Annotated in this window: 9 protein-coding genes; 3 read left to right on the top strand and 6 right to left on the bottom strand. The window is 60.1% G+C overall.

Translation table 11 applies throughout. The annotated features are described in order from the left end of the window. Window positions 1-3 precede the first annotated feature (3 nt). The 3 genes from AC19YY_RS12540 to AC19YY_RS12530 form a co-directional block, all read right to left on the bottom strand. Window positions 4-948 (bottom strand): sugar kinase, encoded by a 945-nt coding sequence (locus tag AC19YY_RS12540; RefSeq protein WP_500604273.1) that lies wholly within the window; start codon window positions 946-948, stop codon window positions 4-6. Further along, window positions 941-1,723, bottom strand: coding sequence for a sugar phosphate isomerase/epimerase family protein (locus tag AC19YY_RS12535; RefSeq protein WP_170041343.1), 783 nt, complete (start codon window positions 1,721-1,723; stop codon window positions 941-943). Before AC19YY_RS12535 ends, AC19YY_RS12540 begins: the two co-directional genes overlap by 8 nt. A gap of 64 nt (window positions 1,724-1,787) precedes the next feature. Continuing rightward, window positions 1,788-2,807 carry a substrate-binding domain-containing protein gene (locus AC19YY_RS12530; RefSeq protein WP_172311494.1) on the bottom strand — a complete coding sequence of 340 codons (1,020 nt, stop codon included), beginning with the start codon at window positions 2,805-2,807 and terminating at the stop codon, window positions 1,788-1,790. Between the two features lie 265 nt (window positions 2,808-3,072). Between AC19YY_RS12530 and AC19YY_RS12525 the strand changes: the two genes are divergently transcribed. The 3 genes from AC19YY_RS12525 to AC19YY_RS12515 all read left to right on the top strand — a co-directional run bounded on the left by AC19YY_RS12525 (window position 3,073) and on the right by AC19YY_RS12515 (window position 9,043). Beyond that, window positions 3,073-4,305 carry a hypothetical protein gene (locus AC19YY_RS12525; protein WP_500604272.1) on the top strand — a complete coding sequence of 411 codons (1,233 nt, stop codon included), beginning with the start codon at window positions 3,073-3,075 and terminating at the stop codon, window positions 4,303-4,305. A 195-nt stretch (window positions 4,306-4,500) separates the two neighbouring features. Beyond that, on the top strand, window positions 4,501-6,519 hold the full coding sequence (locus tag AC19YY_RS12520) for a hypothetical protein (protein ID WP_500604271.1): 2,019 nt from the start codon (window positions 4,501-4,503) through the stop codon (window positions 6,517-6,519). 259 nt (window positions 6,520-6,778) lie between these two features. Continuing rightward, complete coding sequence (locus AC19YY_RS12515; protein ID WP_500604270.1) at window positions 6,779-9,043, top strand: autotransporter outer membrane beta-barrel domain-containing protein; 2,265 nt, start codon at window positions 6,779-6,781, stop codon at window positions 9,041-9,043. A 64-nt stretch (window positions 9,044-9,107) separates the two neighbouring features. On the opposite strand, the gene AC19YY_RS12510 is transcribed toward AC19YY_RS12515, so the two are convergent. From AC19YY_RS12510 to AC19YY_RS12500, 3 genes are all read right to left on the bottom strand, one after another. Then, window positions 9,108-9,569, bottom strand: coding sequence for a hypothetical protein (locus tag AC19YY_RS12510; protein ID WP_500604269.1), 462 nt, complete (start codon window positions 9,567-9,569; stop codon window positions 9,108-9,110). Between the two features lie 183 nt (window positions 9,570-9,752). After that, window positions 9,753-10,394 carry a DUF1345 domain-containing protein gene (locus tag AC19YY_RS12505; protein ID WP_492633296.1) on the bottom strand — a complete coding sequence of 214 codons (642 nt, stop codon included), beginning with the start codon at window positions 10,392-10,394 and terminating at the stop codon, window positions 9,753-9,755. A gap of 81 nt (window positions 10,395-10,475) precedes the next feature. Continuing rightward, the gene (locus AC19YY_RS12500) at window positions 10,476-13,568 is read right to left on the bottom strand and encodes a multidrug efflux RND transporter permease subunit (protein ID WP_169951857.1); all 3,093 of its coding nucleotides are present in this window, start codon (window positions 13,566-13,568) and stop codon (window positions 10,476-10,478) included. Between the last annotated feature and the right edge of the window lie 3 nt (window positions 13,569-13,571).

Genomic DNA, 13,571 nt, shown 5'->3' with positions numbered 1-13,571 from the left:
GGGTCAGCCGGCCTTTTGCAGGGCTGGCAGGTCGGCGCGCATGGGCAGGCCTTCCATATCGCCGCGACTCTGTACGGCGCGGCTGCCGATCCAGTTGGCGCGCTGCACCGCCTGGGCAAAGCTGAGGTTTTCGAGGAGGGCGCTGATCATGCCCACGGCAAAACCATCACCGGCGCCCACTGTGTCCACCACCTTGGCCACCGGCACCGCGGCGACAAACCCTTGGTCCAGATGGCTACGGTAGTAGGCGCCGTGGGGCCCGAGCTTGATCGCCACCGCTTCCACACCCTGGTCGAGGTAGAAGGCGGCAATATCCGACGGGTCTTCGAAACCGGTCAGCAGGCGACCTTCGCTCAGCCCCGGCAACACCCAGTGGGCCAGGCAGGCCAGGGCGTTGATTTCGCGGATCATTTTCTGCTCGCTGGGCCAAAGTGACGGGCGCAGGTTAGGGTCGAACGACACACTGCGGCCTGCCGCGCGCATCTGGTTCATCAACTCGCGCGACAGCTCGGCGGTAGCGTCCGACAATGCTGGCGGAATCCCGGTGGCGTGCAGGTGCCGTGCTTTTAGCAACTGTGGAGTGATCACGGCGCTGGACAGGTGACTGGCCGCCGAGCCACGACGGAAATACTCGACCTTGGGATCGTCGCCGCGCTCTTCCCGCGACTTGAGCTGAAAGCCGGTGGGGTGTGCCGGATCGACCGCTACATGCCGGCAATCCAGGCCTTCGCGTTCTAGGGTATCGACCACAAAGCGGCCCAATGAATCATCCCCCACACGGCTCAGCCAAGCCACATTGAAGCCCAGGCGCGACAAGCCGATCGCCACATTGCTGTCGGCGCCGGCAATGCGTTTTTCAAAGTGACCGACCTGGGCCAGGTCACCGGTTTGTTCGGCGACGAACATCGCCATGGTCTCGCCGAACGAGAGGATATCGATCTCAGACATGGGCATTCTCCACACGCGGTTGGCCAAGGTGGGTGAGGGCGGCGACTTGCACGGTGGTGACCGCCACCAGGTCTGCGCCTTGCAGCGGGAATTCCACCGCGCGGCTGATACCTTGGGGCATCAGTTGCAGCAATTGTTCCCACAGATGCAGGTCGGCGGTGCCCGGCGGCAACGCCACCAGCTTGCCGTCGGCGCGACGCTCTACGGCCTTGCAGTGCAGGTAGTCGACATGGCGGCCCAGCAGGCGCGCAGCGGTGCGCGCCGATTGGTCCTGCCAGTGCCAGTTGCCGATATCGAAGGTCATTTTCACCGGTACCGCCAGGCGCTCAGCTTCATCGAAGAAACGTTGCAGCGGCTCGATGCGCCCGCCGTGCAGGGTCTGGTCGTTTTCCACCAGCAAGCGCACCGGGTGGCGATTGAGCAAGGCGCTGAGGCTGTGCAGGTCGTTGGTGTCGGTGAAGTAACCGAGGGACACCTTCAACCAGCGCGCACCGAACGCCTGGGCGCGGTCGAGGGTGGCGGCCAGCTCGGCGTTGGCTTGCGCCCGCCCGGCAACCCACAGTTCCAGGGGCGAGGAAAATACACACTCCAGGCCTTGCGCTGCGGCGGCTTGCGCCAGTTCAGCGGGCTGTTCGGTGGTCAGCAGTTCTTCACGCCATTCAATGCGCGTGGCGCCGGCGGCGGCCAGCAGGTCGACAAAACTCAGTTGGCCGCGCTGGCGGACCAGGTCGGCGCCGTAGCTGGAAAGGCTGATGGAAACGGGGTATCTGTGCATTGTTATTGATCTCTGAAACCGGTTTCATTTGAAGATAAAAAAATGCTCGTGCAGGCGGTTATGCCTACACGGGTTGGGTTGAGCCTCGGACGATCAGTTGCGGGGCAAAATCCACCGAACGGGTCGGCGCGGTATCGCCGCGCAAGCGCTTGAGCAAGCACTCAAAAGCACTGGCGCCAATGGCTTCGGTCGGCTGGGCCAGGGCGGTGATGCCGCTGCCCACCAGCGGGTACCATTCCAGATCATCCAGGGCGAGCAAGCCCACGTCCTCGAACAATCGGCAACCCAGTTCGCGCAGGGCTTTGGTACAGGCCAGCGCGGCAATGCCGTTGGCACAGAACAACGCTTTGGGCCCGGCTTGGCCTGCGCCAAGAAACGTCTGCAAGCGGTGGGGCAGGTCGCGGTCTATTTCCAATACGGCGCCGCGCATTTTTTTGCGACGGCGGATCTGGGCCCGGAAACTCTCCATACGCTCAACCCGCGAACTGGTGCCATCGGCCGCCTCGCTGACCAGCAAGATATCCCGGTAGCCCTGGTGTTCCAGGTGGTCCAGCGCCATGCCCACGGCCAGTGGGTTGTCCAGGCCTACCAGGTCGCTGTACAGGGCGTCGACCTTGCGGTCCACCAGCACCAGGGGCATTTCCCGTTGCAGTTCCAGCAGTTGTTCGAGGTGATGGCCCAGGGTGTTCACGATCAAGCCTTCGATGTTATAGGCGCGCAGGGCTGCCAGGTGCTGGCGCTCCTGCTCGTCATCGCGGTCGGTGTTGCACACCACCAGGCTGTAGCCGTGCTGGCGGCAGGCGGTTTCCACGCCATGCATCACGGCAATCGAATAGGGGTTGCGGATATCGGCCACCAGCATGCCGATCAGGCGCGTGCGCCCACGTTTCAGGCCTCGGGCCATCTGGTTGGGGCGGTAGCCCAAGTCATCAATAGCCTGCTCGATGCGCAGGGCGATGGCGTCGGAGAGCAGGGCGCGGTCATCGCCGATAAAACGCGACACGCTGGCCTTGGAGACGCCGGCGCGTTCGGCTACATCAAGCATGGTCACGCGGCTGCGTTGGGCGGCGGAGAATGAAGTCACGGCGGGGCCTTTCTTATTAGTGTGAGGTGGCAGTGCGCTGGGCATTGAAACCGGTTTCAGAAAACACCAGCCAGCCCCTTTCGTCAAGAAAATCTTTGCTGGAACACTGCCAAAACCGGCGGCGTGAAACCGACGAGCGGCGAGCCGACCTGTTAGTTCTGACAGTATCCGCAGCGCTGCTGGACGTGTTCAATTATCCCAACTGAGCCGCAAGCGCCGTGATCCATCGACGCCTTGGCGCGTGTCTAGGTGATGGGAGGTTTTGATGAGCACCCACAATGCTGGCCAATCCAATGGCCCAGGCGGCATCCTGGTGATTGAGGCGCCTATCGTCGTCGACGCGCTGCCTGACGGGTTGCTGCCGGCACAGTTTTATTTCGCTGATCTGCAGCTTGAGATTCCGACGCCCTGGGCGTTTTTACCCGGTCCGGGCAGAGATCAGTATCTGGTGTTCGAGTGGAACGTTCGCGGTGCCCGGCCCTTGGATACGCCGCCGATTTTGCTGCCTAACCCGATGACGCCTGCCGACTTTCCCTACGCCCTGCAGATACCTCAGGCATTCCTGCTCAACAGTGCAATTGTTGATCTGCGGTTTCGCATCCATAACCGCACGCCGAACAGCCCCAGCGTTGATGCCTCCGAGGTTGTGACCATCAGGATCGACCGCGATGCGCCCGGTGGGGGGGCGTTGCTGCCACCGCCCATTTTTCCCATCGATCCGATCACCGAGGCCTACCTGGTTGCCAACCCCCTGGTGCCCATGGAAATCCCCAAGGACTATCTGGATCGTGAGGTGGGTGATCAGGTGCTGATGTATTTTTCAGATATGAACACCTTGCCAACCGGCGCGCCTACCCTGGTTTCAGCGCCGCTGACCAGCGCCACCGGCCGTATATTCGTGAATGTGCCCAGCGCCGTGTTCCGCAGTTTCCCGGGCGCGCGCTGGATCTTCTGCTTCTATCGTCTGAAGGACCGCGCAGGCAACGTCAATCCGCTGTTTTCACAGGTGGAGCAAGCGGAGCTGCAAACCGGCCTGCCGCCATCCAGGTACCCTCGGCCCAGTTTCCCGCAGGCGGAGTCGCATCCAAACCGTTTCCTGACCTGCAGCACCCAACCTGCGATCTGGTTGAGAGTCGAGGTGCATGTCGCGCCTCACGCCGACATACACGCTGGCGACCTGATCACGCTGCGGTTCCAGGGGTATGGCAAGTACCCGGATGTCGATCCGGACCCCAATATCGTGGAAACCCTCACGCATTATTGGGATGGGGTCGCCGATGCGGCGGGCTATACCTTCTGGATTCTGGATGTCGAGCGCGTGATTCGGCCCCTGAAAAAAAACGCCGGCGGCGAGGCCAGTTACACGGTGTCCCGGGGCGGCGCGGTGATCGGCCGTTCTTCTTCGCGCTATGTGGAGTTCGACCGCGTGGTGCCCACCTCACCGCCACCGCCCACGCCTATTTATTGCTGGATTGACGGCAATGGCCCCGAGGACTGAACACCCTACACGTTTGCTTTAACAACAGATGGGTAATTCGAAAGGTGGTTTGTTTGGCCGCGTGTTTTACGCGCTGGAGAGAGTGTTGCTGCGATTTCAGTCACCAGGCAATCACTCAAGTATCGGGCGATGGCGGCTTGGCCACCTAATGAGTGTTTGTGCGACGCCTACATTAAGTACTAAGGAGAGACTGATATGAGCAGCAACCCTGACGTCACCATTACACCAGTGCCTTTGGTTATTGATGCCCCCACGATTGCAGAAGCATTGGATGATGCATCCGGGCTCATCCCGGTAGCCGTTGCACGGGCGGGTATAACCCTTCAACTGCGAACCGGGCTGATTTCATTGCGCACCGACTGGCTGAGTGTCGAAATTCGCAGAACCACAGATACGGTGCCCAGTTGGACCACCTTCGTGCCCCCCTTCCAGATCAACTTGAACCCCGTGCCGGCAATAATCGATAGATTTGTTCCTGCTCCGGCTCCCGAGTTTGAATTCGCCCATGGCTTTTATGAACTCAAAGTCACGCAATACCGTAATGCCGGTGGTGTACCGGGTCCTGCGATGGATGAGTCCAACCCCGCCGCATTCCGGGTTGACCTCATTGCGCCCTACGCCGTAGCGGCGTCCCGTGAGCAGCCGACCGCTCCAGTGTTAGTCAATGCCCCGCCGGGTACGGTTATCAACAATGCTTTCCTGATCAACCAGGGCGGCGTGGAGGTGCGTATCCTGGCAAACAGTTTCGGGCCGCAGCCCGGACGGTTTGAAGCGGGGGACGAAATTGACGTGTACTACAGCCCGGTCATGGACCCTCGGCCCGAGTATTTGGTCAGTGGTCCAGGTGTGCCTATGCTGCCGCCACCTGCGTCGAGCACTTTTTTCCTGCCAGCCAGCCTGATCACCTTGAGTGGTCTCTATTACTTTTTCTACACCATCAGGGACCGTGCAGGGAACGTCAGTCGCCCGTCGTTCAATGAGTTTCGTACGGTTTCGTTGTTGGCCGATCCCGTGCCATTGGCGCCGTTCCTGCCACTTGCGCCTGCCCCTCGTAACGGCAGCACTGATGACCTGCTCAGCATTGCGGACTATGTGCAAGGGATCGATCTGCATATTGAGCAGTATGTTAATTTCGTGACAGGGCTGGACAAGTTCGAGACGCAATGGGAAGCCGAGCCTTTTGGCCCGCAAACTACCGAGCTCACTGGTTTCCCGGTGGTGTTCAATAATATGAATGACGCAATCAAGGCCGCCTATACCGCGACGCTGGGCCCGCAGACGGTAAATGTGCGTTACCGGATCGAGCGCAACGGTGTGTTCTTCACCTCGCCAGATAAAACCCTGCAGCTCGATTTGTCGGTCGAAGGGCCGGTCCTGCCGGGCACACTGGAGCCAGGCGATGTGAACCCTGGGCTGAACCCGCCGCAAGTGTTTGGTGCCAACTCCAACGAGTTGAACACCCTGCGCATTGGGGATGCGAACCTGCCTGTCACTATTGTGATTCCCCTTTGGATCATTGCGGCGCTGCCTCATGCAGCTAATGAGTTTTACCTGTATTGGGGCACCTCCAGAGAGCGTGTCGGGCCGTTCCCTTTAAGCACTACAGTTCCCGGCGCCGACGCGACGTTTACCATTCCCTGGGACGTAGTGGCGCGCCACGGCAACAATATGCAACCGGTCAGCTACTCTGTGATTGGCCCCGGCACCACCAATGAAAACCCATCGCCCGTGACCATGGTCAATGTGATCGATGCCGTGACGGTGGAGCTGGCACCTGCAAGGTATGAGCGCCTCGTGTTTGATGAATGGAACTGTCAGTCGCTGGTACAAATCCAGCCTGGCTCGCCACCGGTACTGGCTGCCACTGTGTTGATCCCGGGCGATGCAAGACTGGTAGTGGGCAATACCGTGGATGTTACGATCACCATTACCAGCGAACGCCCAGGGCATCCGTCAGGGCCATTTACACTGACTATTACAACCCCGCCCTTGACCGCTGCCGAGGTGGCCAACGGTATTGAGGTAAATATCATCTACCGTCCGTTCCTGGCTCAAGTGGCGTTTGGGCCGTGCGAGGTCACCTACACCACGGGCGTGGCAGGTGGGGGACTCGGTCGCGGCGAGCTGGCCGAGGTATACACGGTATTCTCCAACCCTGACTCATTCTGTGATGGCGTACCGGCTAGCCTGGGAACCACTCTGATAAGTCAATAAACCGCTGCAAGCACAAAAGGGAAGCCTGGCTTCCCTTTTGTGCGTCTGCAAGCCTTGGATTGGCGCGTTTAGACGGTTCCGTCTGCCGGGGGCGCCACTTTCCATGCATCTGCGCTGCCGATTAACACTGCTCGTTCAGATTAGTCCTACAGTCGTCGGTATGTTCACTACGTAACCTCTGCGCTGTACAGGTGAGGCCTCATTCCGCGGGGAACGAGCCAAGCCGTTTTTAGTGGCTCTACCCCAGAGAGTGAACCCGATGTCAGCACCCATTAACTTCGAGCTCAAACCCTTGAGCAAGATGATGAAAGTCCCAGCCATGACTGTCCTGCTGTTTGCGGCAGTGCAAACCAATGTGCAAGCCGGCCATCTGATTGGCGAGTCCAAGGTCATTGGCGCCGATGAACCGACAAATCACTGGCAACTCGATCAAAAGTCCGAGCTGACCATGAACGGCGCCCGTGCGGGCCATATCCTGGCCAACGATTCGACGCTGAATGTCAATCCCGGCAGCCTGATCGAGGATATCCGCGCGACACAGGGCTCCTCCGTCAGTATTAACGGTGCCACGGTCAATTCCAACAACTCGACATGGGGCGCGGTGCGCCTGGATGACAGCACAGCCATCATTCGTGACAGCTCCATCAACAGCAACACCGTTGTCGGCCTGCAAGCGTTCCAGAGCTTCAACTCGCAAACGGGCGGCATTGCCCAGGTGTTCAACAGCATCATCCGCGGTGTAAAGGGTGGCGCAATAGCCAACGGCAACGCCGAGTTGCATTTCAACCAGAACACCGTGGTCGAAGGCACTGGCGCCGACAGCTATGGCGTGTTGCTTGATGGTGCAACGGCGACTGCCAGCCAGAGCAGCATCATCGGCGGCAAGAATGGCGTGCTGTTCACCAACAACCTTGGCAGCACCACTGCCGGCAAGCTGGTGCTGGACAATTCCAGCGTCGAAGGCCGCAGCGGCTCGGCCATTGTTGTCGAAGGTGAGCCTGGCGAGCCGATGGACGTTGAAATCGACGTGCGCAATGGTTCGACCCTGATCGGCGGCAATGGCACGTTGCTGGAAGTCAACGGCGGCGCCCAGGCGAGCATGAACGTCGACAACAGCCGCTTGAACGGCAATATCATTGTCGAGGACGGCAGCACCGCGCACCTGAACCTCGACAACAACGCCGGGCTGACGGGCCAGTTGCACAATGTCAGCAGCCTGAACATCGGCGACCAGTCCTACTGGGAGTTGACCGGCGACAGCCAGGTGGGTGCCTTGAACCTGGCCGGCGGTACGGTGAAGTTCGGCGACAGCGACGCGTTCTATCAGTTGGACCTGGACAGCCTCGACGGTAAAGGCACCTTTGTCATGGGCACCGATTTTGCCCGGGGTATCACCGACTTCCTGAATATCAATGGCCAAGCCAACGGCAACCACAGCCTGCTGCTTGAGGCCACTGGCGTGGAGCCGCTCAACCCTGAAGCGATTCGTATCGTGCACACCGAAGGCGGGGACGCGCAGTTCTCCCTGGCCAATGATTTCGTCGACGTGGGCGCCTACTCCTACGGCCTGAAAAAGGACGGCACCGACTGGTTCCTCGACCCGGAAAACCGTGTGATCAGCCCGTCCACCCGCTCGGTGATGGCGCTGTTCAACACCGCACCGACCGTGTGGTACGGCGAGGCGACCTCATTGCGTACGCGCATGGGCGAGCTGCGTTTCGAGCCTGGTCAGGCGGGTGTGTGGATGCGCGGTTACGGCAACAAGTACAAGGTGGCCGAGAGCACCGGTGTGGGCTATGACCAGAACCAGCAAGGCTTCACCCTGGGTGCCGACATGCCGTTGGCCGACAGCCAGTGGCTGGTAGGTGTGATGGCTGGCCACAGTACCTCGGACCTGAACCTCAAGCGCGGTACGTCCGGCACCGTGAAAAGCTACTACGTGGGTGCCTATGCCACCTGGCTGGATGAGGAAAGTGGCCTGTACTTTGACGCTGTGGCCAAGCTCAACCGCTTCAACAACGAGTCCAAGGTCGGCATGAGCGACGGGACCAAGTCCAAGGGCAAGTACGCCAACACCGGTGGCGGCCTGTCGGCAGAGTTCGGGCGCAACATCAAGCTCGATGACGGCTACTTCGTCGAACCGTATGCACAATTGTCCACCGTGGTCATCCAGGGTGCCAATTACAACCTGGACAATGGCCTGCACGCCGATGGCGAGCGCACCCGTTCGATCATGGCCAAGGCCGGCGCGACGATTGGGCGTGATATCCAGCTCGACAGTGGCAGTGTCGTCCAGCCGTACCTGCGGGCAGCGATGGTGCATGAGTTTGCCAACAACAATAAGGTCAAGGTGAACAACAATGTGTTCAACAACGACCTGTCAGGTTCACGCACTGAGTTCGGCGCAGGGGTTGCGGTGAAGTTGTCCCAGAACCTGCAACTGCACGCAGACCTTGAGCACAGCAGTGGTGGCCGGGTCGAACAGCCTTGGGGCGCCAACGTAGGTATGCGCTACAGCTGGTAAAAACAGGACGCTTATTAACGCCCGTATCGAAGGATACGGGCGTTTTTTTCTCTTGCATAAGCGATCAACTGGTTAGATCAAAGTCGACTTGTATTGTATGCCTGTTGCCGTTTTCATCCGGATCGGTGGTACCGTTCAATTCACCGCCGAACTTGACAGTGCCTGCTTGCAAGCGATTAACGATCAAAGTTCCTGTGGAACACCGCATGGAGTTAGGATTCGGACGGCCCTCAATGGAATACCAGACACTGACTTTATTGATCTGCCACTTATCCAGCTCTAACACCTGCCCCTGACGAACGGTGTCGGGCAGCCCAATCGTGATTTTTTTCACTGTGATTGAGTTATCAGCATGTCGCGCGTCAAGGCGGTAGATGGCCGCTTCATGGTCATGCACCAGTCTCAAGGTCTGAAAGTGGAGCGGTATATTATCGATACGTGCATCGAATGTGCCAGTTGCAAGAAGGAACCTGGGGTAAAGCAATTTTTTTTGCTCGGGGGTCAACTGTTGCGCTTGTTCGGTCATGATCGCTTCTCCATCGCTGATGATTGTGCGAGTAACAGAGATGTTGACGGCTCTGTCTGGTCATGAAATAGCACCGCACCTGCGCTGTAAACTGTCAGAACTAACAGTATACGAAGACAACGACTTATGAATGATCCAATGACAATCTAAGCACGCCGCTGTTAATACTCTTTGGCACTTAGACTAACCGAACAACCCCGCCGCGATGTTGATCGAAAAACCCAAGATCGCCGTATTGAACAAAAAACCGATCAACGATTGCCCCAACACCACTTTGCGCATGGCCCGGGTAGCCACCCCCACATCCGAAGTCTGCACGGCAACGCCGATGGTGAAGGAGAAGTACAGGAAGTCCCAGTAGTTGGGGGTCAGTAGCCCTTCGGCAAAGCGCAGCGCCGGTTCCTTGCCCTCCCAGGTGTAATAGAGGCGGGCGTAGTGCACGCTGAAAATCACCCCGATCAGCAACCACGAACCAATCACCGTCACCCCGGTAAAACCGTAATGCAGCAGGCGCTCGGTCGTGTCCAGGCCCTTGCTGCCGGCCAGGCCAACCGCAATGGTGGCCAGGCTCGCAATCGCCGCAATGCACACCATAAATAACACCAGGCCGGCGTTTTCATCCTCGACCTCGGCGATGCGCTTGACGTCTTCGGCCTTGGCACGGATGGTCAGGCGCAGCATTAGAATCAGGTAGGTCCAGACCCCTACGTTCCAGCCGATCAGGATTTTGCTGAGGATTGAGTCGACGGGCGCCAGGATGCCGATTGCCAGGCCCAGGACGGCAGCGGCGGAAAGGCGAGGGTGGGTACGGGCGAGAAAAGGCATGATGGCTCACAAACACAGGACATGTGAGCACCATAGCCTATTCCCGTAGGAGCCGGCTTGCCGGCCCCTACAGGGGGGGTATCAATCTTTGCGTTTGCGCACCAGTTTCATGACGACCACAAAGAACACCGGCACAAACACCACCGCCAGCGTCGCAGTGATCATCCCGCCGATCACCCCAGTACCAATCGCCTGCTGGCTCGCCGAACTGGCGCCGGTGGCAATCGCCAACGGCACCACGCCCAGGATAAACGCCAGCGAAGTCATGATGATCGGTCGCAGACGCAAGCGAGCAGCCTTCAATGTCGCCTCGACCAAGTCTTCGCCCTGGTCATACAAGTCCTTGGCAAACTCGATGATCAGGATCGCGTTTTTCGCTGACAGTCCGATGATCGTGATCAGGCCGACCTTGAAGAACACATCGTTGGGCATGCCGCGCAGTGACACCGCCATGACCGCGCCCAATACCCCCAGTGGCACCACCAGCAGCACCGAAGTGGGGATCGACCAGCTTTCATACAGCGCTGCCAGGCACAGGAACACCACCAGCAGCGACAGCATCAGCAGCAGCGGCGCCTGGGAACCCGACAAGCGCTCCTGCAACGACAACCCGGTCCATTCCTGGCCCAGGCCCGCTGGCAATTGGCTGACCAGACGCTGGATTTCTTCCATTGCCTCGCCGGTGCTATGACCCGGTGAAGCTTCACCCGAAATAGCGATGGCCGGGTAACCGTTGTAACGGGTCAACTGCGCCGGGCCCTGGACCCAGCGCGCTTGGACAAACGCCGACAGCGGCACCATCTTCCCGGCGTTGTTGCGCACATGGATCTTCATCAGGTCTTCGACCTGGCTGCGCTGGTCGCCTTCGGCCTGCACCACCACGCGCTGCATGCGGCCCTGGTTGGGGAAGTCGTTGATGTAGGCCGAGCCAACGGCCGAAGACAGGATATTGCCCACATCGGCAAACGACACGCCCAGGGCGTTGGCCCGCTTGCGGTCCACCTCCAACTGCACTTGCGGCGCCTCGGCCAGGGCGCTTTCGCGCACATTGGCCAGGATCGGGCTTTTTTCCGCCGCCGCCAGCAGCTCGGTACGCGCCGCCATCAATGCGGCATGGCCCACGCCGCCACGGTCCTGCAAACGGAACTCAAAGCCGCTGGAGGTGCCCAGGCCATCCACCGGTGGCGGCAGCACGGCATAGGCCATCGCATCCTTGAGTTCGGTAAAGGCCATGTTGGCGCGATCGGCAATCGAGGCCGCCGAATCGTCGCTGCTGCGCTCGGACCAATCCTTAAGCGTGGTAAACGCCAGCGCCGCGTTCTGCCCGGAGCCGGAGAAGCTGAAGCCCATGATCATCGTCGTATCACCGACGCCCGGCTCGGTGGCGTTGTGCGCCTCGATCTGCTCGGCCACCAGCACCGTACGGTTCTTGCTCGCGCCTGGCGGCAACTGAATATCGGTGATGGTGTAGCCCTGATCTTCCACTGGCAGGAACGAGGCGGGCAGGCGGCTGAACAGGAAGCCCAGGCCTACCAGCAGGACCAGGTAGATCAGCAGGTAGCGGCCGCTGCGCTTGAGGGCATAGGCGACCCAGCCTTCGTAGCGGTCGGTCAGTTGTTCAAAGCGCCGGTTGAACCAACCAAAGAACCCGCCCTTGGCATGGTGCTCGCCCTTGGCAATTGGCTTGAGCAACGTGGCGCACAGGGCCGGGGTCAAGGACAGGGCAAGAAACGCCGAGAACAGGATCGAGGTGGCCATCGACAGCGAGAACTGCTGGTAGATCACCCCCACCGAGCCTGGCATGAACGCCATCGGCAGGAACACCGCCACCAGCACCAGGGTAATGCCGATGATCGCCCCGGTAATCTGGCCCATGGCCTTGCGTGTGGCTTCCTTGGGCGACAGGCCCTCCGTGACCATGATCCGCTCGACGTTCTCCACCACCACAATCGCATCGTCCACCAGGATGCCGATGGCCAGCACCATGCCGAACATGGTCAGCACGTTGATCGAGAAACCCAGCAACAGCATGGTGGCGAAGGTGCCCATCAGTGCAATCGGCACCACCAGCGTCGGGATCAGGGTGTAGCGGATGTTCTGCAGGAACAGGAACATCACCGCAAACACCAGCGCCATCGCCTCCAGCAGGGTGTAGATCACCTTGGTGATCGAGACCTTGACGAACGGCGAGGTGTCGTACGGGATCTTGTACTCGACGTTGGCCGGGAAGTAGCGCGACAGCTCATCCATCTTCGCCCGCACCAGGGTCGCGGTGCTCAAGGCATTGGCGCCGGGCGACAGCTGCACGCTGACGGCGGTGGAAGGCTTGCCGTTCAACCGCGTGGAGAACTGGTACTCCTGGCTACCGACCTCGACCCGCGCCACATCACCAATGCGCACGGTGGAACCGTCCGGGTTGGCCTTGAGCACAATGTCGGCAAATTCGGCCGGAGTGGAGAGCTGGCCCTTGACCAGAATCGACGCGGTGATTTCCTGGGTATTGGTGCCTGGCAAATCACCGATGCTGCCGGCCGAAACCTGGGCGTTCTGCGCGGTAATCGCGGCGTTGACGTCGGCCGGGGTCAGGTTGAAACCAATGAGTTTCTGTGGATCGATCCAGATCCGCATCGCCCGCTCGGCACCATACAGTTGCGCCTTGCCCACACCGTCCAGGCGCTTGAGCTCGTTCATCACGTTGCGCGCCAGGTAGTCGCTGAGCGCCACGTCGTCGAGCTTGCCGTCGCTGGAGGTCAGGGTCACCAGCAGCAGGAAGCCGGCGGACACTTTCTCCACCTGCAGGCCTTGCTGGGTCACCGCTTGCGGCAGGCGCGGCTCTACGGCCTTGAGGCGGTTCTGCACATCGACCTGGGCCATTTCCGGGTTGGTTCCCGGCTGGAAGGTCGCGGTGATGGTGGCCGAGCCGAGGCTGCTCTGGGATTCGAAATACAACAGGTGGTCGGCCCCGTTGAGCTCCTGCTCGATCAGGCTGACCACGCTTTCGTCCAGGGTCTGCGCCGACGCACCAGGGTACGTCGCATAGATTTCCACTTTCGGTGGCGCGACGTTGGGGTACTGCGCCACGGGCAACTGCGGGATGGCGAGGGCGCCGGCCAGCAGGATAAACAGGGCGACCACCCAGGCGAAGATCGGGCGGTCAATAAAGAACTGCGGCATTGT

Source organism: Pseudomonas sp. MF09156 (genome assembly GCF_059862305.1).
The sequence above is the reverse complement of the archived record's forward strand: the minus strand, read 5'-3'. Positions and strand labels throughout refer to the sequence as shown.

Bases quoted from the DNA above. Each gene is read 5' to 3' on its own strand.
- AC19YY_RS12540 (WP_500604273.1), bottom strand. From the start codon at position 948: ATGTCTGAGATCGATATCCTCTCGTTCGGCGAGACCATGGCGATGTTC.
- AC19YY_RS12515 (WP_500604270.1), top strand. From the start codon at position 6,779: ATGTCAGCACCCATTAACTTCGAGCTCAAACCCTTGAGCAAGATGATG.
- AC19YY_RS12520 (WP_500604271.1), top strand. From the start codon at position 4,501: ATGAGCAGCAACCCTGACGTCACCATTACACCAGTGCCTTTGGTTATT.
- AC19YY_RS12505 (WP_492633296.1), bottom strand. From the start codon at position 10,394: ATGCCTTTTCTCGCCCGTACCCACCCTCGCCTTTCCGCCGCTGCCGTC.
- AC19YY_RS12535 (WP_170041343.1), bottom strand. From the start codon at position 1,723: ATGCACAGATACCCCGTTTCCATCAGCCTTTCCAGCTACGGCGCCGAC.
- AC19YY_RS12510 (WP_500604269.1), bottom strand. From the start codon at position 9,569: ATGACCGAACAAGCGCAACAGTTGACCCCCGAGCAAAAAAAATTGCTT.
- AC19YY_RS12500 (WP_169951857.1), bottom strand. From the start codon at position 13,568: ATGCCGCAGTTCTTTATTGACCGCCCGATCTTCGCCTGGGTGGTCGCC.
- AC19YY_RS12525 (WP_500604272.1), top strand. From the start codon at position 3,073: ATGAGCACCCACAATGCTGGCCAATCCAATGGCCCAGGCGGCATCCTG.